30 protein-coding genes and 1 tRNA gene are annotated in these 22,038 nt (G+C 65.3%); 4 read left to right on the top strand and 27 right to left on the bottom strand.

The window, feature by feature from the left end:
* The first annotated feature begins 10 nt into the window (after positions 1 to 10).
* Together HNP47_RS04445 and HNP47_RS04440 are read left to right on the top strand one after the other, a co-directional pair.
* Positions 11 to 85: transfer RNA gene (locus HNP47_RS04445), tRNA-Val, on the top strand.
* A gap of 184 nt (positions 86 to 269) precedes the next feature.
* Positions 270 to 698, top strand: coding sequence for a hypothetical protein (locus tag HNP47_RS04440; protein WP_184278503.1), 429 nt, complete (start codon positions 270 to 272; stop codon positions 696 to 698).
* A gap of 459 nt (positions 699 to 1,157) precedes the next feature.
* Here HNP47_RS04440 and HNP47_RS04435 read toward each other — a convergent pair whose 3' ends face one another.
* A complete protein-coding gene (locus HNP47_RS04435) occupies positions 1,158 to 1,550 on the bottom strand; it encodes a hypothetical protein (protein ID WP_311770020.1) in 393 nt (130 codons plus the stop codon).
* Positions 1,547 to 2,149, bottom strand: a complete 603-nt coding sequence (locus HNP47_RS04430; RefSeq protein WP_184278502.1) for a glycoside hydrolase family 19 protein — start codon at positions 2,147 to 2,149, stop codon at positions 1,547 to 1,549. The genes HNP47_RS04435 and HNP47_RS04430 overlap by 4 nt, the downstream gene beginning before the upstream one ends.
* A gap of 135 nt (positions 2,150 to 2,284) precedes the next feature.
* On the opposite strand from HNP47_RS04430, the gene HNP47_RS04425 reads away from it, so the two are divergent.
* Both HNP47_RS04425 and HNP47_RS04420 read left to right on the top strand, forming a co-directional pair.
* Positions 2,285 to 2,476, top strand: a complete 192-nt coding sequence (locus HNP47_RS04425; RefSeq protein WP_066550153.1) for a hypothetical protein — start codon at positions 2,285 to 2,287, stop codon at positions 2,474 to 2,476.
* 75 nt (positions 2,477 to 2,551) lie between these two features.
* Entirely contained in the window at positions 2,552 to 3,076 is a 525-nt protein-coding gene (locus tag HNP47_RS04420) for an ATP-dependent Clp protease proteolytic subunit (RefSeq protein WP_184278501.1), read from the top strand.
* Positions 3,077 to 3,205: 129 nt separating this feature from the next.
* On the opposite strand, the gene HNP47_RS04415 is transcribed toward HNP47_RS04420, so the two are convergent.
* From HNP47_RS04415 to HNP47_RS04295, 25 genes are all read right to left on the bottom strand, one after another.
* The gene (locus tag HNP47_RS04415; protein ID WP_184278500.1) at positions 3,206 to 3,679 is read right to left on the bottom strand and encodes a hypothetical protein; all 474 of its coding nucleotides are present in this window, start codon (positions 3,677 to 3,679) and stop codon (positions 3,206 to 3,208) included.
* Positions 3,676 to 4,155, bottom strand: a complete 480-nt coding sequence (locus tag HNP47_RS04410; protein WP_184278499.1) for a hypothetical protein — start codon at positions 4,153 to 4,155, stop codon at positions 3,676 to 3,678. The genes HNP47_RS04415 and HNP47_RS04410 overlap by 4 nt, the downstream gene beginning before the upstream one ends.
* Before the next feature lie 56 nt (positions 4,156 to 4,211).
* Positions 4,212 to 4,535 (bottom strand): hypothetical protein, encoded by a 324-nt coding sequence (locus HNP47_RS04405; RefSeq protein WP_184278498.1) that lies wholly within the window; start codon positions 4,533 to 4,535, stop codon positions 4,212 to 4,214.
* Positions 4,510 to 4,953, bottom strand: a complete 444-nt coding sequence (locus tag HNP47_RS04400) for a hypothetical protein (protein ID WP_184278497.1) — start codon at positions 4,951 to 4,953, stop codon at positions 4,510 to 4,512. The genes HNP47_RS04405 and HNP47_RS04400 overlap by 26 nt, the downstream gene beginning before the upstream one ends.
* Before the next feature lie 30 nt (positions 4,954 to 4,983).
* The gene (locus HNP47_RS04395) at positions 4,984 to 5,691 is read right to left on the bottom strand and encodes a hypothetical protein (protein ID WP_184278496.1); all 708 of its coding nucleotides are present in this window, start codon (positions 5,689 to 5,691) and stop codon (positions 4,984 to 4,986) included.
* On the bottom strand, positions 5,691 to 5,963 hold the full coding sequence (locus HNP47_RS04390; protein WP_184278495.1) for a hypothetical protein: 273 nt from the start codon (positions 5,961 to 5,963) through the stop codon (positions 5,691 to 5,693). Before HNP47_RS04390 ends, HNP47_RS04395 begins: the two co-directional genes overlap by 1 nt.
* Positions 5,964 to 5,966: 3 nt before the next feature.
* Positions 5,967 to 9,644, bottom strand: a complete 3,678-nt coding sequence (locus HNP47_RS04385) for a hypothetical protein (RefSeq protein WP_184278494.1) — start codon at positions 9,642 to 9,644, stop codon at positions 5,967 to 5,969.
* A gap of 929 nt (positions 9,645 to 10,573) precedes the next feature.
* The gene (locus HNP47_RS04380; RefSeq protein ID WP_184278493.1) at positions 10,574 to 10,996 is read right to left on the bottom strand and encodes a DUF6950 family protein; all 423 of its coding nucleotides are present in this window, start codon (positions 10,994 to 10,996) and stop codon (positions 10,574 to 10,576) included.
* Complete coding sequence (locus HNP47_RS04375; protein WP_184278492.1) at positions 10,993 to 11,559, bottom strand: hypothetical protein; 567 nt, start codon at positions 11,557 to 11,559, stop codon at positions 10,993 to 10,995. The genes HNP47_RS04380 and HNP47_RS04375 overlap by 4 nt, the downstream gene beginning before the upstream one ends.
* Positions 11,559 to 12,143 (bottom strand): hypothetical protein, encoded by a 585-nt coding sequence (locus tag HNP47_RS04370; protein ID WP_184278491.1) that lies wholly within the window; start codon positions 12,141 to 12,143, stop codon positions 11,559 to 11,561. Before HNP47_RS04370 ends, HNP47_RS04375 begins: the two co-directional genes overlap by 1 nt.
* A 74-nt stretch (positions 12,144 to 12,217) precedes the next feature.
* On the bottom strand, positions 12,218 to 12,580 hold the full coding sequence (locus tag HNP47_RS04365) for a hypothetical protein (RefSeq protein ID WP_184278490.1): 363 nt from the start codon (positions 12,578 to 12,580) through the stop codon (positions 12,218 to 12,220).
* Positions 12,581 to 12,618: 38 nt separating this feature from the next.
* Entirely contained in the window at positions 12,619 to 14,679 is a 2,061-nt protein-coding gene (locus HNP47_RS04360; RefSeq protein ID WP_184278489.1) for a phage tail length tape measure family protein, read from the bottom strand.
* The gene (locus HNP47_RS04355) at positions 14,676 to 14,903 is read right to left on the bottom strand and encodes a hypothetical protein (RefSeq protein ID WP_184278488.1); all 228 of its coding nucleotides are present in this window, start codon (positions 14,901 to 14,903) and stop codon (positions 14,676 to 14,678) included. The genes HNP47_RS04360 and HNP47_RS04355 overlap by 4 nt, the downstream gene beginning before the upstream one ends.
* Before the next feature lie 119 nt (positions 14,904 to 15,022).
* The gene (locus HNP47_RS04350; RefSeq protein WP_184278487.1) at positions 15,023 to 15,436 is read right to left on the bottom strand and encodes a hypothetical protein; all 414 of its coding nucleotides are present in this window, start codon (positions 15,434 to 15,436) and stop codon (positions 15,023 to 15,025) included.
* Positions 15,437 to 15,504: 68 nt separating this feature from the next.
* Positions 15,505 to 15,978 (bottom strand): iron ABC transporter substrate-binding protein, encoded by a 474-nt coding sequence (locus HNP47_RS04345; protein WP_184278486.1) that lies wholly within the window; start codon positions 15,976 to 15,978, stop codon positions 15,505 to 15,507.
* A 62-nt stretch (positions 15,979 to 16,040) separates the two neighbouring features.
* On the bottom strand, positions 16,041 to 16,463 hold the full coding sequence (locus tag HNP47_RS04340; protein WP_184278485.1) for a phage tail terminator-like protein: 423 nt from the start codon (positions 16,461 to 16,463) through the stop codon (positions 16,041 to 16,043).
* A 3-nt stretch (positions 16,464 to 16,466) separates the two neighbouring features.
* On the bottom strand, positions 16,467 to 17,078 hold the full coding sequence (locus tag HNP47_RS04335; protein ID WP_184278484.1) for a hypothetical protein: 612 nt from the start codon (positions 17,076 to 17,078) through the stop codon (positions 16,467 to 16,469).
* 4 nt (positions 17,079 to 17,082) lie between these two features.
* The gene (locus HNP47_RS04330) at positions 17,083 to 18,123 is read right to left on the bottom strand and encodes a head morphogenesis protein (RefSeq protein WP_184278483.1); all 1,041 of its coding nucleotides are present in this window, start codon (positions 18,121 to 18,123) and stop codon (positions 17,083 to 17,085) included.
* A gap of 3 nt (positions 18,124 to 18,126) precedes the next feature.
* Positions 18,127 to 18,333 carry a hypothetical protein gene (locus HNP47_RS04325; protein ID WP_184278482.1) on the bottom strand — a complete coding sequence of 69 codons (207 nt, stop codon included), beginning with the start codon at positions 18,331 to 18,333 and terminating at the stop codon, positions 18,127 to 18,129.
* Positions 18,330 to 18,698: a hypothetical protein gene (locus tag HNP47_RS04320; protein WP_184278481.1), complete on the bottom strand. Its 369-nt coding sequence runs from the start codon at positions 18,696 to 18,698 to the stop codon at positions 18,330 to 18,332. The genes HNP47_RS04325 and HNP47_RS04320 overlap by 4 nt, the downstream gene beginning before the upstream one ends.
* Complete coding sequence (locus HNP47_RS04315; RefSeq protein WP_184278480.1) at positions 18,698 to 19,180, bottom strand: DnaT-like ssDNA-binding protein; 483 nt, start codon at positions 19,178 to 19,180, stop codon at positions 18,698 to 18,700. Before HNP47_RS04315 ends, HNP47_RS04320 begins: the two co-directional genes overlap by 1 nt.
* A gap of 2 nt (positions 19,181 to 19,182) precedes the next feature.
* On the bottom strand, positions 19,183 to 19,476 hold the full coding sequence (locus HNP47_RS04310; protein WP_184278479.1) for a hypothetical protein: 294 nt from the start codon (positions 19,474 to 19,476) through the stop codon (positions 19,183 to 19,185).
* Between the two features lie 2 nt (positions 19,477 to 19,478).
* Positions 19,479 to 20,423 carry a DUF2184 domain-containing protein gene (locus HNP47_RS04305; protein ID WP_184278478.1) on the bottom strand — a complete coding sequence of 315 codons (945 nt, stop codon included), beginning with the start codon at positions 20,421 to 20,423 and terminating at the stop codon, positions 19,479 to 19,481.
* Between the two features lie 15 nt (positions 20,424 to 20,438).
* A complete protein-coding gene (locus HNP47_RS04300) occupies positions 20,439 to 20,915 on the bottom strand; it encodes a hypothetical protein (RefSeq protein ID WP_184278477.1) in 477 nt (158 codons plus the stop codon).
* Positions 20,916 to 20,927: 12 nt separating this feature from the next.
* Positions 20,928 to 22,037 carry a DUF2213 domain-containing protein gene (locus HNP47_RS04295; RefSeq protein WP_184278476.1) on the bottom strand — a complete coding sequence of 370 codons (1,110 nt, stop codon included), beginning with the start codon at positions 22,035 to 22,037 and terminating at the stop codon, positions 20,928 to 20,930.
* Position 22,038: the final 1 nt, after the last annotated feature.

Raw genomic sequence — 22,038 nt, 5'->3', positions numbered from 1 at the left:
CGCAAGGCAAGGACGCGTAGCTCAGCGGGAGAGCACCTCGTTCACACCGAGGGGGTCACAGGTTCAATCCCTGTCGCGTCCACCATCCTTTTCAAGTACTTAGCTTGAAGCCTTGCGTCTCACTCCCCGCCTGACTTCCCATAAACAGCAGATGTTCTCATTCTGTTCATGGTAAGCTATGGCTCTCTCGTCGATGGCGCGACGGAGGACATCATGGGCCAGCCCCTATCAACCGAAGAACTGATGCGCCTCGGCCGCTTCCAGGCGCCATGACCGCCGAAACCGTCGGCTCCATGATCGAGCGGGGCGCGAAGATCATATGGGAGTGTGAAGTCGTCCAGATCGGTCACGGCGGCCCCGTCGATCTTGCTGCTGTGGCGAGCGCCAAAGGCGAAGACTTCACCCTAGCGAACAGGCGGCCCGCCTGCCGCGTCGAGGGCTGCCCCGGTCGAGTTCGGTTCATGGACAAGACGAGCACCTGGCCCCGCCAAGTGGACACGATCACCGACATGGATCGGATCTGGTGGGACTACACCGCAGCAGAGAATGAGCGGCTCAAGGCTCTGGGATGGTGGCTTGAGATGGGGAAATGGCGGCCGCCGCCGAAACCGGTCTATGGGCAGGGCCTCAACGGCAAAACGCCCCCGGCAGTTAAACCGAGGGCGTCTGTGGCGGGCGGCCTCACCCTGGGAACGTAATAGACCGCCCACCGAGCGGGGTGGCGCATATTGCCGGGCCACCACCCTCATAAGCCGGCTCTGCTGCGGTTAACTCCAGCAGTGACCATCGGTTCCTGTGAGCGGAATAAGACGAAAGCCGCCCCGGTCTCCCGGAGCGGCCTCGATAGCGGAGCCGAGGCTCGACGCTCTGCTGATTTCCAATCAAGGGGTAAAGCGGCTGAACCCCCCGCCCTTATTGGATTTGGGGGTGATTTCCTCCGACCGAATGACTATCGCTCTGACCGATAGTCATTGCTGATACCCCCGGATTATTCGGAGGTTTAGCCCGGTCGCGGAGGCGGCGGACAATCCAGCCCTCGCATCCCCATCGTGTCGAAGAATCGGCAGAGCCGCGACACCCGCGCCCACCCTTCCTCGCCCCAGGCTTCTACGGCGTTGTCGTATTGCTCGCCCGCGATGCGGCTGCTCAGCACGTCGTCAGGCGGGACCGGCTTGGGCTGGACGATCAAATCCGTCGCAGTCGGGAAGGCTCCGACCGGCTTCGCGCAACTGGCGACAGCGGCGCCTAAGCTCGCGATCATCAGGGCGGCTGTCAGGGATCGCTTCAGCGGCATGGTCTCTCTCCTCTTGCCGGTTGCGGATGGTGGTCGTGTCGGCTTCGCGCTCGATAGCAGCGGTTTCCCGCGCGCCTGAAGCCTTCGCCTCGGTCTTCTGGGTCTGGACAGCCTGACGGTCCCGTTCGCCCTGTGCGCCCCTGTGGGAGCAATAGGCTCCGGTCACGACGAAGGCGGCGATGATGGCGACGATCAGCCAGCCGGTCGGGCTGAGCAGGCGCGGGATGGAGCGGAGGAAGGCGAGGGTGTCGATCACAGGATCAACGCCTTGGCCTTCGCCGTCAGAGCGATCCGGTCGGCTTCATGGTTGGAGGGTTTGTCGGACTTCGGATTGCCCCGGTTCACCCCGCGAGAGCAGGCCACGGCGTCGTCCCGATCTGCATAGGTGTTCAGCCCCATGCGTGACCAGAACAAGGTGCTAGCCATCAACCCGAGAGACGGAATCGACAGCAGATGCGGATTGCTCTCCAGATCAATGCCAAGGGCCCGGCCGTCCCGCCGATAGTTGGCGCGGCCCGTGGTCTGAATGGGTCCGCGTCCCTTATAGCGCTTTCCGTCGCCCGGTTGGGTGTTGCCCAGGTCGGCGCGTCCCTCATAGTCCGCGCCGCTGGCGATCTCCTCCATGTATCGGAAGCTGCCGCTCTCGTGCGCGCATTGACCCATGAAGTGCGCTAGGCGCAGGCCGCTTTCTAAGATGCCGTAGGTTCGAAAGTGGACGTTGGCGGCGAGGCCGAGTTCGGCAGCGATGGCAGGCGCGGCGCCCATCCGTGAGAAGAGAGCAGTCAGGGTGCCGGCGCCTATGATCCCGTCAACCGGGACACGCTGGTTCGTCTGCAATCGACGGGCGTCGAGCATGGTCAGTCTCCAGATTGTGAGAGTGAGATTTCGCGGCTAAGGCGAAGCCGTCGCGGCTCGTGCCCGAACTGCGTCAGGCGGCCCGGCTGGGCGAGGACATCAACGGCCGGGCCGCAAAGCTATAGGGAACACGGAATGGATGACGGGACGCTGGAGCGGCGCGCCATGGGCGCGGAACAGCTGATGACGGCGAAGATCACCGAGTTCGCGGCCCACCTGACGGCGGGTGATCGATCGGCCGCAGAGCGTGCCCGAACCGAGGCTATTGCGGCGCTGGAAGTGCACCTGGACCTGACGGATCAGCTGATCACGCAGACTTTCGCCTGATCGAGGCTCGGGCCGCGCCGGGCCTGATCGACGAGCAACAGCGCCAAAATCATCGTGACAGGAGACGATATCAGCATGGACCGTCACTTGATCTTCCATGGAGCAATGACGCCAGTCGCTGCTCGAAATACGCAAATCTTGATGGTGGGCGCCCTCCGCGAAGGCGCGACCCGCATCGTGCTTCACATTTGCAGCGGAGGCGGTGATGTCGTCGCCGGCGTCGGGCTCTACAACTTCATTCGAAGCTTGCCGTGGCGTGTTGATACCCACGCTTTCGGGCCATGCGACTCTATAGCAGCGACGGTGTTCATGGCAGGCGCCGCGCGGACTTGTCTGCCGATCAGCGCCTTTGTGCTCCACGGGGCAACCTATTCGGATGGCCCAAAAATCGGGCAACGCGCCCCCAATACGGACCTGATCGGCGCGCCCTTCAGGGAAATTCTTGGGTGGGGTGATCAGCAGATCGATCACTATTTTGGAACAGAAGATCGGCGGCTCCTCCCGCAGGAGGCCCTGACGCTTGGTATTGCGACGTCTGTGCAGCAGTTCCCGCTTCCCATGGACGCCAGTGCGATCGTCCATGTTGCGATGCCTGCCTGAGAGAGGCGCAGCCGTTGATGCGGCAGTCGGCCGAAGAGCAGCCGCAGGCAGACGACGTCTGTGCTAGAGTTGTCATGATGATTACTCGCGTGGAAAGATGAGGCGAACGGCGTTCGCGAACCCGGTTCGTCAGTCGGCGGACGGCGAGGCAGGCGGGACCGGGTCGATGCGGATCAGTCGGTCGTAATCGGGCGCAGGTTCGGCGAAACCCGAGACCACCTTCTCCAGAGAGCGCTCCACGACCGGCGGGACCGTCTCCGCCACCGCTTCCTTCATGTCCTGAACGTCGGCGGCCCGCGTCTCTGCCCGCCGCACCTCCAGCACCTCGCGCCCGTCGTGGACGAACATGCTGATCAGCATGGCGGTCGAGGTGACGGCGGCGAACACGAAGAACCAGGCGACCGCATCCGGCACATGCGCGCCGCCATAGATTTCGAGGATGACGAACACCGTCACAAGCGCCACGACATCCATCAGTCGTCGCACGATCCAGTTGCTGGCGTAGGAACTGCGCACGCGCGGCGAGACGATCTCAGCGCGGGCGAAGACGGTCAGCCCGACCACGCCAGCGGCGATGACGGTGACGATATCGACAGGGGTCATGGGTTGGCCCTCGTGCCGCCCAACCAGCGCAGGGCCAGATCGCGAAGGGTGGCGGGGTTGGACAGCAGTTTGACGGCCCCAAACAGACCAGGCGCGAAGCGCCACGCCCCCATCCCGATCCCGAAGCCGATGGCTCTGAGGTCGGACGGGTTGATGTCTGGCGCCAGTCGCAGGGCGATGGGCGCGGCCCAGAACCGGGCGACCAACGCGCCGACGACGACGGCGAACACGCCCTCGATCACCGCGCGCATGATCTCGCGCGAGGTCGCCGGTTCGGAACCCAGCGACACCACCCCGACGTGGACCAGGGCGGAGACGATGCCGCCCGCCGCGCCCGCCAGAAAAATCCAGTCGGGGTCGATCCGGTCCGCCCCGATGACGCCGGCATAGGCCGCTGCGCTCAGGATCAGGTTCAGCAGCGCGCCGATCCCGAACACGGTGAAGGGTTCCGCCACCCAGCGGATGAAACGAGCCATGGAGGTCTCCGAATGTCAGGCCGTGGTCGAACAGCCGTTGGGCGGCTTTGACGAAGTCAGGGCTGCGCAGCTGCTGGCGCATTCATGGCCGCAAGACTGCGGACGCGATCGTCCAGGGTTTGCAGCACTCGAGCCGTGCTGAAGGCGAGGTTGGGCAGGCTGGGATCGATCTCCGCCAGGGTGGTGTAGTTGGCGCGCAGGACGCTGATCAGGGCGGCAACCCTGCCGTCTTCCGCCGTCGATCCCAGGCCGGCGTCGGTGAACGGAGTCAGTGTGGCGCGCACCGACGCTTTGCGTTCGGCGGCGGCGGCGGCGTCCGCTTCGGCCACCATCTGGCGGGCGGCGGCGATGTCTTCAGGCGTGGGTTGGGTCTTGGCCATGTCCGGCCTCCTTTTCGGTGAGGGTGGTTTGAAGCAGGATCAGGTGATCGGGCGTGTGATCGACCGTGACCTGAAACAGATTGTCGTTGGGCGCGCGGACATCGACGACGATCCAGCGAGAATCGTCATCACCCTTGCGACCCTCGAAGCCTTCCAGCGAGCCGGGCTCGACCAGAACGGGTTGGCCGCTGGAGGACAACTGCACGAAGGTTTCAGCGGATCGGCCGGCGCGGAACAGCTCTGCCCGCACATCTTCGGTCGATTGCGCCAGGTCGAAATAGCTGGAGGTGCGGTGACGCGACACGATGTAGCTGAGCGCGCCATCCTCGCCAGCTGAGTGCGGCGCAAGGACGACGACCGACCCGGCCGGCAGGTTCAGCGCCATATCGTCGGACTTGATGAGGGACGCGTTCGCCATGGAGGTTCCTTTTCGCTGTTGGGGTGGGGTTCAGCCGCCGACATCGGTGACGTCGATGATCAGGGGCGGCTGGGCGATACCGATGTCTCGGCCGCTGTAGGGCGGACCTGACGCGCCCGTGACGACCCCTCCGTCGATCACCTTGGACGCGGCGAACACCTTTCCGTCGGCGTAGTAGAAGCCGTTCCCGGTGACCTCGTATTGGGTCGAGGGATTGTTGAAGTCGTCGTTGAAGTTCTCGCTCATCGTTGAGGACACGAAGCCAACGACGGCATGGCGACGGCCGGACGCCTGGGCGGCTGGAATGTTGACGAACGGTGTCGCGGTCGAGAAAACGACCACCTGTTGCGCTTCGTCCCAGAACGTCAGGCCCATGCCGTCGTGCGCGATCTGCATCCGGTCGATCACGAAATAGTCGAACGCCCAGTCATTGTTGGTCGAGAAGACGTAGATCCGAAAGGTGAAGGCATCGCCGTTCCGCCGCGTGCTGAAGATGCCCCCCAGCTTGTACGGATTGCCAGTGACGGGGTGCAGCGTCGAGGGAACGCGAACGGCGATCATGGGCGAACGGCCGTTTATGGTGATGTCGATAAACTTGGCGGTGAAGAATGGGAACTCAAGCCCGAAATCGAGCGCTGAGGACGGCACCGAGGCGCGGGCCGTATGGCCGATCACTGGCCAGCCATTGCTGTCGAACTGGCGCACGCCGTCCGGCGTGTTGAAGAAGAAGCCGGCCATCAGCGGTCGCCCCAATAGACCTGGACCGTCGCTCCGGCCGCCAGCGTCAGGCTGTAAGTCCAGGTGCCGTCACCATTGTCGAAACAACCGCCGCGCACATCACCCCAGGGGAAGGCGGACATCCACGACCGCTTGCCTGGACCAGTTGGCACCCCGATGGTCTGGGTGACGGTTCCCGGTCCGCTATGTGCGGCCGTGCCCGTGATGCGGCCGGGACGGCTGGTGGTGTCGAATAACACCGAGCCGTCCGGACGCCAGATACGCAGGCCCATCCGTCACCCCAGCTGATAGGCTTGCTGGCCATTGGCGTACCAGCCCCGGATCGTCTTGCCCTCGATCCACATCCGTTCGCCGGTCTGACCACTGCGGATGGTGGTCGTGCCGTCCTGCGCGACGATGAACCGGTTATTGAAGTTCATGCTTCCGCCATTGACCTCGACATCGCCGAAGAACTTGGACTTGCCGTTTTCAATCCGCAGCGCCTCGACCGCCTCGCCGTTAACGATGTTCCGCAGCCGCACTTTCGTCGCCGTGATCGAGGCGTCTGAGCCGGTCGGCCCCGCTTTCAGCGAGATATCAAACGGATCACCGCCCGCGCCGCCGGTGACGCTGAACTCGACCGATGCCATCCGGGTCGCCACATCGGCAGCGACGGCGGCGGTGACGTTGAGCTGCGCCGCCAAGGCTGGGACCGCCCGATCACCTTCCGACATAGACGTCAGAGCGGTGCTATACCAATCCAGCGACTTGGTTTCGTTGGCGCCCTGCGGCCCGAAACCTTCAGCCCACCGAGACATGAGGTAAAGCTGAATGCTGGCGGTGTTTGGGGCCAAATCGATCCGCTTTGTGAAACGATAGATCCGACCGTCGCCGGAGCCGCTGCCCGCGACGTTTCCGCCCGTGTCAGGATCGGTGGCGAAGCGCAGAATGCCCCCATCGGCGATATAGCCGCCGTTCCCATCCATGCACTGGATGAGGACGCCTGCACCTTGAAAGCCGGTTCCGGTAGCACCGCCGTTCGGGATGGCGATTTCGACCTCTAGGTTATACGCCCCAGCGCCCCTGAAGCCGCTGATGACTTGCTTCATCCCCAGGCTGCCCATGCTGGGGACGTAGTTCATGCGGGTGAAGCGTCGCCCGTTCCATCCGCTGCCGGATTGAATGTTGGTCGATCCGGTAGCGTTGGTCCAATCGTCCCAGCCGGTTGGTCGATCCTGTCCCGCGGGCCAGTTCAGGAACCTACCATTGTTGATGACGCTGGCGTTCGCTCCAAGCGAGGCGGCGAGGTTCGCGCTGATCGACGCTGACGAAGCTGACGCGCCGGCGTTGGCGGCTTGGGTAAGCGCGGCGGCGGCTTGGGAAATCGATACATCCCGAGCCGCTTCCGCGTCCTGCTTCGCCGCCTCCGCCGTCGAGGCGCTGACACCGGAACTTACGGATGCAGCGTTCGCAGTGGCGGCTGAACTGGCGCTCTGATCTCGATAGGCCAGCGCGTGCCCGGCGGCGGTTTCAGCAGTATTGGCGGACCCGCTGGACGACGACGCAAACTCGCCAGCCTGATTTCTAGAGGCAAGGGCTTGGGCCGCATTTGTCGCTGATGCCGAAGCCGCTGCGCTTGCGCCGTCGCGGGCAAGTTCAGCCGCCAGTTTCTCCGCAGTCGCCGCAGACGCGCTTTGACCCGCTTCATCCGCCCTGGTTGACGCAACAGCAGCCGACGCGACAGAGGCGGTCGCCGCCGCCGACGCGGTCTTCTCGGACTCGATGTCTTGGGTGTCCAGCGAGAGGATCGCCGTGACACCGACACGGGAGATCACACGCAAAAGCGTCCGCGTCCAAGCGGCCTCGGCGGGCGGCGGGTGATCCACGGAAAGCAGCACGACACCGTCCGAACCCGATGGGTTGACGCCAGCGAGCTCTTCGCCGCCCAGGGGGTTTCCAGATTCGTCCCAATACCACGCGAAGAGCGAAACGAGGTTCTGCGATGCGTCGCCGCCCTCGGCCATGCGCTTGATGCGGGCCGAATACCGGAAACGGTGTCCTACCGGTCGAGCCAGCGCCTTTGCGGTGTTGATATGGACGGCTGATCCGAAGTTGTTGACCTCAACGGTCGAGTTGATCGGATAAATCTTCCCTGGATTGTCGGAGAGGACTTGGCGCAGGTTCGGGGCGCCGTTCAGCGTCGAAAGGTCGTTTACCGAAAACGCATCCGGCGACAGGGCAGGAGAGGTCGCCAGCGGCGAGTTGGCCGATGACGCCGCACCGAACGCGGACGACGCCGACAAAACCGCCTGACTTGCAGCGGTCGAAGCCGACCCGGCTGCATTGCTCTCTGACGCCGCCGCGCTAGAAGATGAGGCCGAAGCTTGGCTCGCCCACACTTCGGCGTTTCCGGCCTGAGTTTGGGCGTTGAGGGCTTGTTGTGTCGCGGCAGCGGCCTGCTGACTGGCCGCCGTTTCTGACGCGCTGGCGTTCGATGCCGACTGCGCCGAGGCCGTCGCCTTTTCCGTCGCTATGTCGCGGGCAGCAATCGCTTCCAGTTTTTGCGCGGTCGAGACGGCCGCCGCCGCTTCCGCGTCAGTGACAAAGCCGGAAGCCTGATTTCGATAGTTGAAGGCCGCGCCGGCAAATCCTTCGGCCTCACCGCGAGCCGTGGCGGAGAGGCCGGCCTGTTCCGTCGAAGTCGCCGCAGCACTCGATGCTGTCGTCGCGGAACCCGCCGATTGATCCGCCCAGATTTGAGCGTTTCCGGCCTGCGTTTCAGCGTTGAGGGCTTGTTGAATCGCAACTGCTGCCTGTTCACTGGCTGCAGCGGAAGAGATCAGGGCATCGGCTTTGGCTTGCGTGGCGACAGCAGCCTGTTCAGCGGCTTGGGCCGCGCTGGCTGCCGCGCTGACGGTGTCTCCAAAGACCTCTTCCAGATCCGCGACGGCCGCCGCGTTCGTCGCCGAAATCTGCTCGACGCCAACGAGCCTATCGGTGATCTCGGTGACCGCGATCCGCACCGGGCTTTCCGGCGACAGGTCGCCAGCGATCAAATCCGGCGCCGTGAATGGCCCGAAGACCTCGCGCTCCGAATAGTTCTGGTTACGCTGATACTGGATCGCGATGAAATAGGTCGCGCCGGGTTGCAGCCCATCGATCGGGATGTTCGTGACCGTCGGCGGTCCCTGATAGGCCTGCTTCCATGGGCCGTTCGCGCTCGGGCCGGTCTCCACGATGATGGCCGTGGCGGTCGAGTTCGACACGAAGCCCGTCAGATCAAAACCGGGGAGCTGCGCACCGTTCGAGGGCGGACGCGGGGTAATGGTCCAATCGCCGGCGCCGGGTGGCGTGACGAAGAACGGGTCGATGGGATCGAGCTCTTGGGCTGGCGGCGGACTGCCGGTCTGGCCGTAGGCGTAGGGGTATTTGCCGTCGGTCTCGGTTTCGAAGGTGACGACAACCGTGTCGTTCTCGGTGTCGTCTTCAACGTCGAGGACGAAGCACTTCAGATTCGACAGAGCAAAGTCGGGCTCATCGAAGATGAAGGTGTTGCCCGGCTCGGGGTCCATGTAGGGCCGCAGCGGCACTCGGCCCTTGATACCCTCCCGGCTATTCGAAATCTCCAGGCTGGCCAGCTCGCGGGTCTGCTTCGGATCGACCACGAAGGTGTAGTCGGCGCCGCGCGTCCGCTTCACCGCGACACCCTGGCCATCCTCGATCTGCCATTCGGTCGCCGTGACCTCCGGCAGCGCCGTCATTTCCCATTCGTTGGCCTCGGACCAGAAGCGAGGCCTGACGGTGTTGAAGCGGTTCAGCTTGGACGAAGCAGTGTCGATTTCGACCGGGCCGGCTGTGTCTCTGGCGCGGACAGTGAAGACCGGCGCGCGCGGCGCGGCGCGGTGGATGAAGGCGATCTGACCGGCAATCTCGGCGTAGCGGCCCCCAGCCGCCTTCAGGAAGCCGTCCAGCACCTGGGCCTTGTCGTCGTCGGTCGAAGGCCAAGCCGCCGAAGTCCAGCCGTTCGCATCCGCGATGTTGGCGGCTTCCACGACGGTCGTCAGGCGGATGCTCTCGACCTTCGCACCGATGCCGCCGACCTGATAGTCGACCTGAGGCGCGCCCTTGCCGTTCGGTCCTTCCCAGAGGCCGAGCGCCCACTTCAGGGCGAACAGGATGGGGTTCTGCGTCCAAACCCACGTCGAGGGATCGTTAAGTCGGCAGGAGCCGGCGCCGCCCGGATAGGTGCTGTCCTGGCGCGGATCGTAGCAGAACAGGCCTTCGATGGTGGTCACGAAGGCCGGGATTTTGCCCTCGTAGGCCGATCGCTTGGAGTTCTCGCCGAGGGTGACGAGATAGCCTGCCGACCCCGACATCTTCCGGCTAGCGTCCCATCCGGGGAAGCTGACGCCGTTCTTGAGGCCCGAGGGCAGAGATAGGGCTGTGTCTGGCTGGGTGCCCAACCGAGTCGAAAGCCACATCTCGCCGCGATAGGGCTCGTTGATCGCCGCGCCTGCACCGTCGAACGACATGTAGTAGTCGCCGGCTCGGAAGCTGACGAAGCGCTTGATGGGCCCAGCCGCCGAGACCGTGCAGGCGAACGACACGTACATCCGGTCGGGGCCGTAGATGGCGGCGTCGACGATGTTGCCCTTAACGCCGACACGACCGAAGGCGAAGCGCAGTGGCGCGTCGGGGTTGGCCTCCCAGCGCACGGCGGCGCCCTGGCTGCCGATCTCGGGCGTCAGCGCCTTGGCGGCGGCCATGCTCCCGACACCGGCGCCGATGCCGACCGCAGCGACAGTGGCGATCTGAGCCAAGGTTGCGGTGCCCGCGACGACGGCAGTGGTCGCGGTTCCGACATAGGCGATGGCCGTTACAACGGCGGCGGCGATCTCCGGCATTACAAGCGCCAAGCCGCTTGATAGGCGAGGGGGCGCCACGTCGAGCAGATGCCCTGGCTAAAGCCGAGGACGATGCCGTCAGCCATTGCGACAGTGAGCGCGGCGCCGAAGGGGTTCTCTTCGCCCGCGTCGAGGGCGATCAAGTCGCCCTGCATGGCGGCGGCCGGCGCAATCCGCGGCAGGCCTCGCGCATCCAGCGCTTCCGGCAGGGACTTAAAGCCAGCCTTGCGAAGCAGCTTCAGGCCCTGCGCTTCGCTTGCATAAACGAGCCCCTTCATCGGGCCGGAGCCGTGGCCCATCTTGATCAGCGCATGGGTCGCCAGCTTCACGCAGTCGCGTTTGCCGGGGTCGTAGGCCTTGCCATAGAAGCGCTTCCAGCAGGCTTCGGCAGCGGCGGCGCGGCGGATGCGTTCGTCGATCATGTGCGCCACGTCCCCAAATCTTGCGTGATCTTCGAAATGCCGGCGACGCGGACCATTCCGGCCTCGCCGGGCCACCGAGTGGTGTGGAAGCTGTGGTTGCCGCGCCAATCGGCGTTCTCTTCCAACTGGCGAGCCGATTGGGTGCCGCAGGCGATGGTCAGCGATCGGTCGGAGCTGATGGCGAACCTGGGCTGATCGATCTCGCCGTCGAAGCGGAGGACGGGCGCGCCGACCAACAGTCCGGTCTGCCGATCAATGGCGCCACGCCAGACGCGGACCCGGCTGCCCTGTGTGTTGGGCGATCCCAGGATCGAGGCGGCTGCGTTGCTCTTGGGCAGGACGCGCAGGTCAACCCGCGTCGTCTGATTGCCCATGCCGCTGGTCAGGCCGGAAATGCCTTGGAACAGGCCGAGCGTTGGCTCAGCGCCGAGATAGTAGAAGCCGTCGTAGAAGACGAAGCCGCCATCGGTCAGGCAGTAGGTGCCGCCGGGGAGGTCCAGGCGCACCAATAGCGCCCGCGTCCATACCCGCTGGCTATAGGCGGCAGAGGTGGCGGGATCCATCAGCCGGGTTCTTCGACCGTGAAGCGGATGTGGTGCCAGCCATCGCCGTCTTGCAGGAACGACCCGCGCTCGACAGCGGCAAAGCCCTCGATGCGGACATCGGAGAAGGTCACGACCTCATTATTCGTGACGGGCCAGTTCAGCATGGTCTCAAGCGGGACGGTCGCGGTGCCGTCGGTGGCGGTCACGGCCGAGGCGGCGACATAGATGCGGCGCACGCCATCGCTGCCGATGTGGTTGAAGGCCTGGCCCTTGCGGACGACGTAGCCGGGCGTGAAGCCCTTGATGGGGAGGTTGGCACCGGCATGACCCGAGCCGTTGACCAGCGTGGTTCCGGGCGTTCCGATCTCCAGGCCCATCTGTGGAACGTCGATGATGACGGTGTCGGCCTCGTTGCGGAGGTCCAGCCAAGTCAGGGCCTCGGCGTGGCTCATAGGCTCCAAGGCCATTTCGAACGAATAGTGGCTGCCCTTCCGCATGCCCTTCTGACGATTGGACCCAGTGGCGCTGCGCTGATCGATGCTGGACGACACGATAGTCGGCTCGGCGCTGATGAAGCGCGGGGTCGGAAGCTGCTTTGGCATCTTGGCTCCCGGAATCAGAAAGGGCAGCTCCGAAGAACTGCCCCTTGGTAGGCTTCAGGCTGTGGCGTGTGCCTTCAGTCGGTGTGGACGAGCGCGGCTGCATAATCGGCAGATCGCCAGTCCGAGCGTGAACTGCACCGAGCCTGGAAATCACGAGCGGGCGCCGGCGCCTGCGCGATTTGGACGTCAGGCGCGGACTGCGCGTTGACGATGATCATGGGTTTCCAGCCTTCATATCCGCCGGCGGGGCTCTTGCTGTTCACCTCGCCGCAGATCATCGAGCCGTCCTCGCTGACCTGGACGCGCCGGAAGCGTGCCGACGGATAGTCGGTCAGGCGCGTGTCGAGCGCATCCTTGATCTGGGCTGCGTTTTGAAGTGGCGGCGCGGCCTGCGCAGGCGTTGCGGCGACCAGAAGGGCGAAGAGTGCTGAGATCATCGCTCGATCCTGCCACGGGCCTGCCCCGCGGTCGAGTGTCAGCCTCGGCTATAGGTGCGGCCCTTGTCGAGGTCCGACATTACCTGGGCCCGGGTTGCGCCCGAGGCCGCCGCCATGCCCTGCATGACTAAAGGCGTGGCTTCCTCGCGGGCGGTCTGCGCTACATAGGCGTTCAGGCCGTCGCGGTCGGCGGTGACGCGCACCTCGACCTTCTGGGCCAGCGATGCGGCGAAAGAGGATTGCGTGGCGTCGGCCTGTTGGCTGTAGCCCTGCGACTTCGCCACCGATCCGTCCAGAGACGGTGAGGCCGATCCGCCACCGCCGCCTTTGCCTTTGAGGCCGAGCGAAGCCAGCAAGGCGATCATCGCTGCGACGACGGGGAAGCCAAACGGCCCCAAAGCCTCAAACATCTTGGCGGCACCGGCGGCGGCCGATGCTGTGCCCTTTGCGGCGGATCCGGCGACACTGGCGCTCGTCTCTGCGGCGTTCTGGGCCATCGCCTGGACCGACATGGCGAACTGGAACACGCGATAGGCGGCCTCAGCGGCTTGGAGGACGCGGTAACCGTCGCTGCCCTCTTGGAAGAAGCCCTTGGCGGCCGCCAGCATGTCACCGTAGTTGGCGATCTGGGCGTAGGCACGCTCTCGCTCAGCCTGGGCAGCGCTGAGGTGATATTCCTTCTCGGCGAGATTGATTTCCGCGACCCGCGACTGATAGCGCGTCATCGAGGTCAGCAGATCGCCCATCGCTCGGCCAGTCTCGCCGAAAGCAGACGCCAGCCCCTGGGCTGTCTCTTGGGCCAGGCCGTCGATAAGACGCAGCTCATCAGCTATCAGCTTCAGCGGCTCGACCAGCTCGATGAACTGCACCCGAAGCGGTTGAAGGTCGATGCGGGGCAGGGGGTCCAGCACCTCGCGCAGTTTCGCGGCTTCACGGGCGGCGCGGCCGGCGCCGCTTTCATCTGCGTCGCCGGCTTGTCGGCGAATGGATGCGATCTGGTTGTCTCGTGCGCGCCGGCCGATGGCGTCGAACGCCTGATCGACGTAGGCACCGCCGCGGGCGAAGTCGCGGTTGAAGGCAGCCGAGCCGACCTCTCCGACATTGCGCATCTGCCCAGCATAGGGATTGGCCAGCGCCGCGATGCGCGGAGCCGCCAGGGTCGGAGCCGTCTCGCCTCCGCGCATCCAGGCGGGTAGGGCGTTGAACTGGTTCCGCAGGCTGTTGATGCCGTCGACCGACTTCTGGATCAGCCAGTTCACCGCATTGATCGCGGCCTGGGCGGCCGTGTAGGCGGCGTCGCCGATTGCGCCGGGCAGAAGGCTCCACGTGGCCTTGATCGCACCGAACGCCCCGACGAACGCGCCGACGACGACCTTCAACTCCTTGACTGTGTTCGTCGCCAACTCATCGAGGAACTGATTGGTCGCCTGCTTCGCGGCCTTCAGCGGCCCGTCGAAGGCGTCCATGATGGCCTCACCCGCTTCCTGGAAGGTTGCGATGACGATGTCACCCATGCCGATCGACGTGTCGGTGACCTTCTTCAGCTGCTCGTCGGTCAGGCCAAGGCCCTTTTCGAGGTCACCGAACTCCTTGTTGGCGCCGCGTGCCGCCAAAGCCAGGCCACCGCCGATGACCGCCACAGCAGCCGTTGCAGCAGCAACCAGAGGGACGAAGGGAGCAGCTGCGGCCCAGGCCCCGCTTGCCGCAGTCAGCATCGCGGCCCGAACTGTGACGCCCGTCCGCATCGCCGCCATCTGGAAGATGTCCAGCAGCTGCGGCCCCTGCTGAAGGGCGATCATGAGCGGGTTCATGCCCATGGCGGCGGTGACGCCGATGTCGGCGAACTGGCGCGACAGGTTCAGGCCTTCAGCAGCCGTCAGACCGATGCTGTTCCGGGCCGCCGTCATAACCCGGCCCTGCTCGCGCACTGCCGTGTTCATGGTCGAGGTAGCGCCGTCGGCCCGACGGGCTGCAACAGCTAGAGCGTCGACGCTCTTCTCGGCCTTGGCAGCAGAAGCTGACAGGTTGTCGAGGCGCTTTTCGGCGACATCCGCCTCTTGGCTTTCGACGCGGATGCCCAGGGTCGCCAGGTCGGTCATGCTGGCGGCTCCTGAGGCTGGCGGGCTTTGCGCGCTGCGATGGCGGCCCTGAGGCTGGCCTTGATCCCGGCGACGCTCGTTGGCTTCGGCTTCACGCCCAGCCGCACGGCCTCATAGACGTCGTCGGCGCGGCGGATCAGGCGCTTGTCCCAAGCGGACAGGCCGGCGAGCGTGGCTGCGTCGTAGGCGTTGATTTCGGCCCATGTGATCGGCCCGACCGCCATGCCTCTGTCGCGCGTGGCTTGAAGATCGACGAGAGCTAGCCAGAGGTGGGTGATCGCCTGGGGAAGCGGCGGGAGCTTGGTCTGTGGCGTCCCGCCGGCGACGGCCTCAGCGAAGGCGATCAGGTCTTCGGCGAGGTCGGCAGAAAACGGGCGCGGTCACCCATAAAGGCGCGGACCTGATCACGGATCCAGCTGAAGCGGCGATAGATCAGCTTGGCGTTCGCCTCGTTGCAGGCCAGCGCCTCACCATCAAGCACGATCCCGTTCCACGACACCGTGGCTTTGGCGAACTTGGCGATCTCGTTGTCCTTGCTGGCCTCGGCGGTGATGGCCGGGCCGCCAGTGGCTGAGCGCAAAAACTGGTTGGCGATGCCGTTGTTGTGCTTGGTGACGACGTCGGAGTCCTCGCCAAGCAGGGTGATCGAAACCGGCGAGTTGTCTTCCTGCAGCACCGGATTGCCGTCGGGGCCGCGAAGCTCCAGCACCGCGCCTTCGTTGGCCAAGGCTGAGGTGTCGAGGGTGGAGAGGTCCATAGGGGTGTCCTTCAAAAGGACGGCGCGGGCGCGACCCGGCCGTTGAGTTTGGGGGGGGGAGGTCGAAATCAGGTGACGGCGGCGCCCGGCTCTTCTTCGAAGACGTTCAAGCCGATGTTGGAGGTGCGCTTGCGGACGTCGTTGGCGCCGCCGACGTTGATGCGGTTCCCGAAGACCGGGCCGCGCGCATAGAAGGTCGTCGGCGTGTCGTTCTCGTCGGCCTCATCAGCCAAGACGATCTTGACCGCGTATTCGAACTTCGTGCCAGCGGCGGCGCGCAGAGCGATCTGACCAGCATCCAGCGGGTTGTGGGCGTAGACGATCGGCAGCATGCCGTTATCGACGGCGCCGACCAGGTGCTGAACGCTCGGTCCCTTGAGTGGCGTGAAGCTGACGTCCTGCTTCTGGGGGCCGAACTCGCCGATGCTTTCGACGTCGCCAATCTCGACCCAGCCGGTCAGGGCCTTCAGAGCAGCGAGGGTGGTGACGTTGGTGACCGGACCGATGAACACGGTCGAGCCTTCGGAGGTGCCGATTGCCATGGGTGGCTCCTTTGGTTTGAAGCCGGAGCCCATCTCGGCGAGTGAGGGCGGTCAGGGAGGGCTCAGACGGCCGTCCAGCTGATGGTGATGGGCGTCAGCGTCTCAGCAGGCTCTGTGATCGGCGATGCGGCCCAAGGCTCTTTGTTGACGGTGACGCGGGTGGCTGGGCCGAAAAGGCGCAACCCCTTTTGGAAGTGGGCCATGACGTGTGAGGCAATGCGACGGGCGGCGACGATGCCTTCGCCTTCGGGCCAGACGACGGTAACCTGCAGAAGCCCCTGGTCGATGCGGCCCGACGCCAGGCCTTCCCAGAGCGGCGCATTGGAGAAGAGGTCGACGCGAATGTAGGGCAGGGCCTCGCCTTGGCTGTCGACTGGGGGCTGAAAGGCCACGTCGGGCATGGCGACCGGCAGGGCTGGGCCTTGGGTTTCCATCAGCGCGGCGCGAGCCAGCAGCAGGTCGGCGACGATGGCGGGATCGGCCATGGGTTACCCTCTGTCCGATACGAAGCGACCGTTAGCGGCTCGTGGCTGCATCTGATCGAAACCGCCGCCTGTGCGAGCGCGGGCCTCAATGCAGACCTGCTGGACGATCTGGGGCCACTGTTGCGCAGCCAGTGAAACGAACCGACGCGCTGGTCGGCCGCCGGCGCCGTACTCCGCGACCCGCGCATAGACGGCCGTGTACTTGGCCTCGATGGGGTCTTCTATCGTGAGCCGGGTGAGCACGAGGCTCACGCTCGACGCGTTCCAGCTATAGGAGCCTGGATTTTCGGGCGGCTGCCTGACCGCGACCGATAGTGGCGCCTTTCCGACCCGGAGCGACGCCCGCAGGAAGCCGGTATCGACAGGCATGTTGCCCGTACCGCCGGGCGCGACCGGCCCGAATGCTTTCTTGCTGACGCCTCGCGAGCCGTCTTTCTTCAGCTTGCCGAGGCCAGCGCCAGCGGCGATTGCACGCTTGGTGCCGGCCTTTGATGGGCCAGGCTCTTGCATGACCTCGATCACGCGCTGAACGCTTTCATTTCGAACCGCGAGCATCCGCTCTTTCGTCCGAGTGGTCCAAGCCGTCACCTGTTCCTTGAAGGTGACGTTGGCCATTGCATCACCTCAGGTTCGCCAGGAAGTCGATCCGGTATTCACAGTCGCACCGACAGCCGACGATCTCTTGCGGGCCGGCCCCGAGCGCGGTGTCCATCGGGAAGCGCATCAAGGCACCCGACGGGCTGCGGAATGCCTCATTGAACCGCACGCTCTCGGCGTTCAGCGCTTGGTGCGTATGGCGGACCCGCAAGTCGCCAGCGGAGCGCCAGACCTTCGTGACGACGTTCTCGGCGACCTTCCCCGATGCAATGGCCTGTCGATAAGCTTCGAACTTGGCGCGCTGCATCGAGGTCAGTGTCTCGACCCGGCCGATGGTCTCGCCCCTCAACTTCAGAAGCCGGCGCTCGTAGGCGGTGACAGCCTTGGCGGCGATGGCGGGGTCGACGGGTGTGCCTTCGCGGATCGCCTTGATGACCGATCGATCAAAGCGCTTGTCGCGCCGGATGCGCGTCAGATAGTGCTTCAGGGCGGCCGGGTCATCGCTGTCGAGTTCACCGCGCGCGGTAGCGACGTATTCGGCCTGGGGCGCGGAAAGCCCGAGAATACCGCCCTCACGCTTGCCAGTGACGCGGCTGATGCGGCCTACAATATCTAGCGCGGCCTGACGCGGGTTCACGCCCCGGCGCATGCTGTCGGAGAGGGTGTCACGAACCAGCTGGCGCTGCTCAGTCGTCAGGCGGGTGATCAGATCCGAAGACCGGCGCGAGAGCCAGGCCTCGGCTTCAGGGTTACGGCCGTCAAACCGGACAATCAGGGCGGTGCCGTCAGCGCCGCGCTTCGGCATGGCCGATGCAGTGACTTTGCCCGCCTCATCGTGGGCTTGCTTGGCGCGCTCGGCGACTTCGTTGAAGACCTCGGGGTCGATGTGCAGGGCTTCCAGCGCCGCGTCGATGTCGCCGTTCTGGAGGGCAGCTGTGACCCGTTGCAGCTCAACCCCGGCCCGAAGGCTGTCCAGCGCTCGGAAGAACGCGTCAGCGACCGCCACACCATAGCGAGCCAGCAGGTCGGCATAGACCTGCCGGTTCGCGCGGGTGGTGGCCATGGATCAATCCGGGATGATGGCTCGGGCGTGGGTGCCCGCGTCAGCCATGTGGTCGAGATAGGCGTCCAGCAGGGCGTGGGCGTCGTTGCGGAGGGCCTCGCGGGGGCCGGCGCCGTCCTGGCGCATGGCGCACGCGCTCATCGCCTTACCCTTGCTGATGATGTCCTGCAGCGTGGCGGTGGCCAGCATCACAGAGTTCTTCGTGGTCATCGGCGGCCCTGGAGGATGTAGACCAGCGTCGTGCCTGCCGGGCGCTTCGTCTGGATCGGCGGAACGATGTTGTAGACCGTTCCGTCAGCCTCGACCACCTTGTCGGAGAGGGCGGGGGGCGCGGTCAGCGCGCCGGGCGCGACCATGATCTTCTTGTCGGTCGCCAGAATGCGGGTGCCGTCGATCTCGCGGCTGCTGAAGTCGGTGACGACCATGTCGGTCGGGTCGTCGGAATATGTGGAAGGGCCGGGGTCGTATGATGGGCGGGTGCCGGGGGTGGTGCGTCGGATCGCGCCGCGCTGGCCATAGCGATCAAACAGCCGGTTCGCCGTCGCCAGCGGACGGCTGTAGTCGAACTTGGGCATCAGACCACAAAGATCGCCGGCATCGGCCGAGAGAAGAATGGGGCGAGCAAACCTTCCACAGCGCTCAGCCGGATTGTTGCGTCGGCTGCGGCATCGCCAGAGCCTTCGAAGTATTCGATATCGACCGCGCCCTCGATGCGCTCGCGCTTCACGGCGCCGGCGGCTGTGACGCCGACCGACAGGCTGCCGGGGGTCACGTCCTCTTGGAGTGCCGCATGATAGCTGGCGTGCTCGACAGCGAGAGGGATGACGTCGGAGCCGATGGTCTGGCCATAGGCCGATGCGCCGGTACGAGGGAAGGCGCGCTCTTGCTCCAAGCCGCCGGTGCGCTGACCGGGGAACTTTGGCTCATAGAGGGCGTCGATGTATGCGGACCCACGTTGACGCAGCTGGGCTACGGTCAGCACGCCATCACCCGACGTGGAATAGCCGTTGTCGGCCATCCAGTCGGTGAAGCGTTGGTCGCTGCCGTAGCCCGCCACGATCAGGCGGCCTTCTTGTCAGCCAGGAACTTCGCCTTCCCGGCGTCGTCCAGCTTGTCATAGGCGGCTTTGTCATCGGCGCTCAGGGCGTCGATGATCTCCGCATCGGTCGGCTCCGACGGGGGAGCCGCCTCGGCCTGATGCTTCGGTGCCGAGAACCAGCCGGTCTTCTTGGCGGATGCCGCCTCGTCCTTGCTGATTTCGACGTCCACCGTCTGACCAGCCTCGACGTAGACGAGGCCGGTCTCGGTGTTCAGGCCTTTGGGGCCTTGGGTGTAGTTGGTGAACTTGGCCATGATCAGATCCCGTCCCGATAGGCAATGCCCTTGGGCAGGCGGATTTCGACGCCGCCGACGTTCATGATGCCGCCGACTTCCCAGGTCATCGAAGACTTCTGGAAGGCAGGCAGGAACTCATGCGGGCCGGGCAGGTGGAATTGGGCCACGTCCCGGCTGTTGTCGTAGGCGATCATCCGGGCCGAGTTGCCCGCGCCGGCGGTTTCCAGCTCACGGGTGCCGATGATGGTCAGCTCTTGCCCGGTAGCCAGGGTGTAGGCGTTGTTCTCCCGGATGTACTTCATCAGGGTGTCGGCGCCGTCACCGATCCGCAGGCCGGCGATGTACTGCAGACGCGAAGTCGGCAGCAGCAGCGTATTGGCGACCTGGGTCTCGTTGGTCGCGTTATACGGCGCGTTCAGGGCCGCGTTGATGTCCCGCAGGATCAGGTCGGGGTTCTTGGTGGTGAACGCCGTGCCCGAACCGGAGCCGTCGGCTGCCACAGTAGCAGTCGGGACGTTCGGATCGTTGACCAGACCGGTGAGGCCCTTCTCGACATTGCCGCGAATGGCGATGCCGTAGCAGAAGCTCTCGGCGACCTTGGAGGCGGCCATGGCCTTGTCGGACGACAGGTTGCGACCGAGCTTGGCGGCCCGTTGCAGCTCTTGCAGCGACCACTCATAGCCGATGCCGGCAAGGTGGTTCTGTTGCAGGAACTGCGACTGGCTGATGTCGGCGAAGGGCATGTCGAAGCCCTTGCCGGACAGAAACTCGGCCTTACCGGCGAAGTCGCCCGAGTAGAAGACCGACCCGATGTCCCACATGTCGCCGTCGGTGTTGACGGTCATCAGGCGGGAATAATCGAAGCTCGGGTACTTGGTCTGATAGACCTGGGTCTCGATCCGCAGAAGCTGCGGGGTGATGAAGCCGAGCGCCTGTTGAGCGTCGGCGAAGTTGATCTCACGCATGGTGATGACGCTCCTTTAGCGCTTGGCGATGCGGGCGAGGCCCGTCGCCGTGGTGGTGTCGTCGAAGACCCAGCCGCCGGTGGCGATGTGGGTGGCGTCGGCGGCGACGTCGCCGATGGCGTCAGCGGCGCCCGCACCGGTGCCGATCGTCACGGCAGCGCCGTCAACATTGGCGCCCGTGGCGGTGACCCAGATGACACCGTCCGTCATGATCCCGACGCTGGCGTAGCGCGGATAGACGTCGGCCGCGACGCCGCCCGGCAACGCCTGGACGCCGTGGTCAGCGATGGCGAAGCCGAGGAAGTTGGCGGCGGTGCCGACGGTGGCGGTGCAGCCACGGTCGCCGGCTCCACGCCAGACCGGCGCACCGAAGGGGATGCCGCCCGCGTCTTCGCAGGTGCGCGAGATGCGGTTCGACGTTTCGCCATTGGCGACCATGCCGGGATAGCCGACCGGGATGTCGTTGGCGTAGGTGGATTGAACAACAGCCATGTCAGGTGCTCCTTAAGCCGCGGCTTCGATGATGCCGTTGAGGCGGTTCAGTCGCGCCTCCTTGGCGGCGTCGCGCTGGGCCAGCGCGTCGGCGACGTTGACGCCGTCGGTGATGACCTCGCGCAGGGGGTCCGGCGTCTTGATGTCGGCCGTCTTCAGGTCGAAGGCGGCATCGACGTAGGCGTCGGATTTGTCCTTGGCGGCGTCGCCCAGAACGGCCCGCTTGATCTCGGCGTTCGACTTGCCGTCGGTCACGACCTTGGCGTCCAGCGCCTTGGCCTTCGCCACGATGGTCGAGCGCTCAGCGACCAGAGCGTCGAGGGCGGCGCCGTCCAGCACCTTGGTCTTCAGGTCCGCGATCTGGGCGTCCTTGGCTGCCATTTCGGCATCCTTGGCGGCGAGGGCGGCGTCGTGGGTGGTCTTGGCGGCGGACATCGCATCGGCGGCCTGGGACAGCTTGCCCCGCAGCAGGTCGATGGCGATGGCGCCGGCGTCCGTGGTCTCGACCGGGAGGCCGTCCACGGTGATGGTCTTGAGCGTCATGAGACGGTCTCCATGGTTGAGGGGCGCTTTGGTCGGAGCTGTCTTAGGGGCGCCCTGATCCCCGAGACGGCATTGCGGACCCGCGCGGCCCTTCGGCACGAGCGCGAGGTGATTGATGCGGATGTCCTTCTGGATCGCCTGATAGGGCTCGCCCTCCGGCGTCACCCCGTCCTCGAAAGCGAGATCGCAGACGTAGCCCATCGAGATTTCGCGCGTGCCGTCCTGCACGGCCTTGATTGCGGCGGAATCCATCAGGGCCAGCGGCACCTTCACGAACCCGCCGTCTCGGACGACATCGCCGCCGACGACGCCCACAGCCAGGGCCTTCCAGCTATCGGCGGTCACGCCCTCCGCCGGATGGTTGATGGTGACCGGCTTGAAGCCGTAGCTCGCCATGCTGTCGTTGGCGAAAACGCTCTCGGGCGGGCGGTAGACATTGACCACGGCGAGGTCGGGCCGGCCGACTTCGGAACCGGCGTATTGCTGAATGCCGGTGCGCGCGGCGCGAACTTCGGCGACGGCGTAGCCGTCACGCGTCAGGCGCACCCCTGCGATCGGCGCGGCGTCCGTGAACTGCATA

It is taken from the genome of Brevundimonas vesicularis (assembly GCF_014204545.1).
In the GTDB taxonomy this organism is placed as follows: domain Bacteria; phylum Pseudomonadota; class Alphaproteobacteria; order Caulobacterales; family Caulobacteraceae; genus Brevundimonas; species Brevundimonas vesicularis_B.
This window is presented reverse-complemented; position numbering and strand designations above follow the sequence as displayed.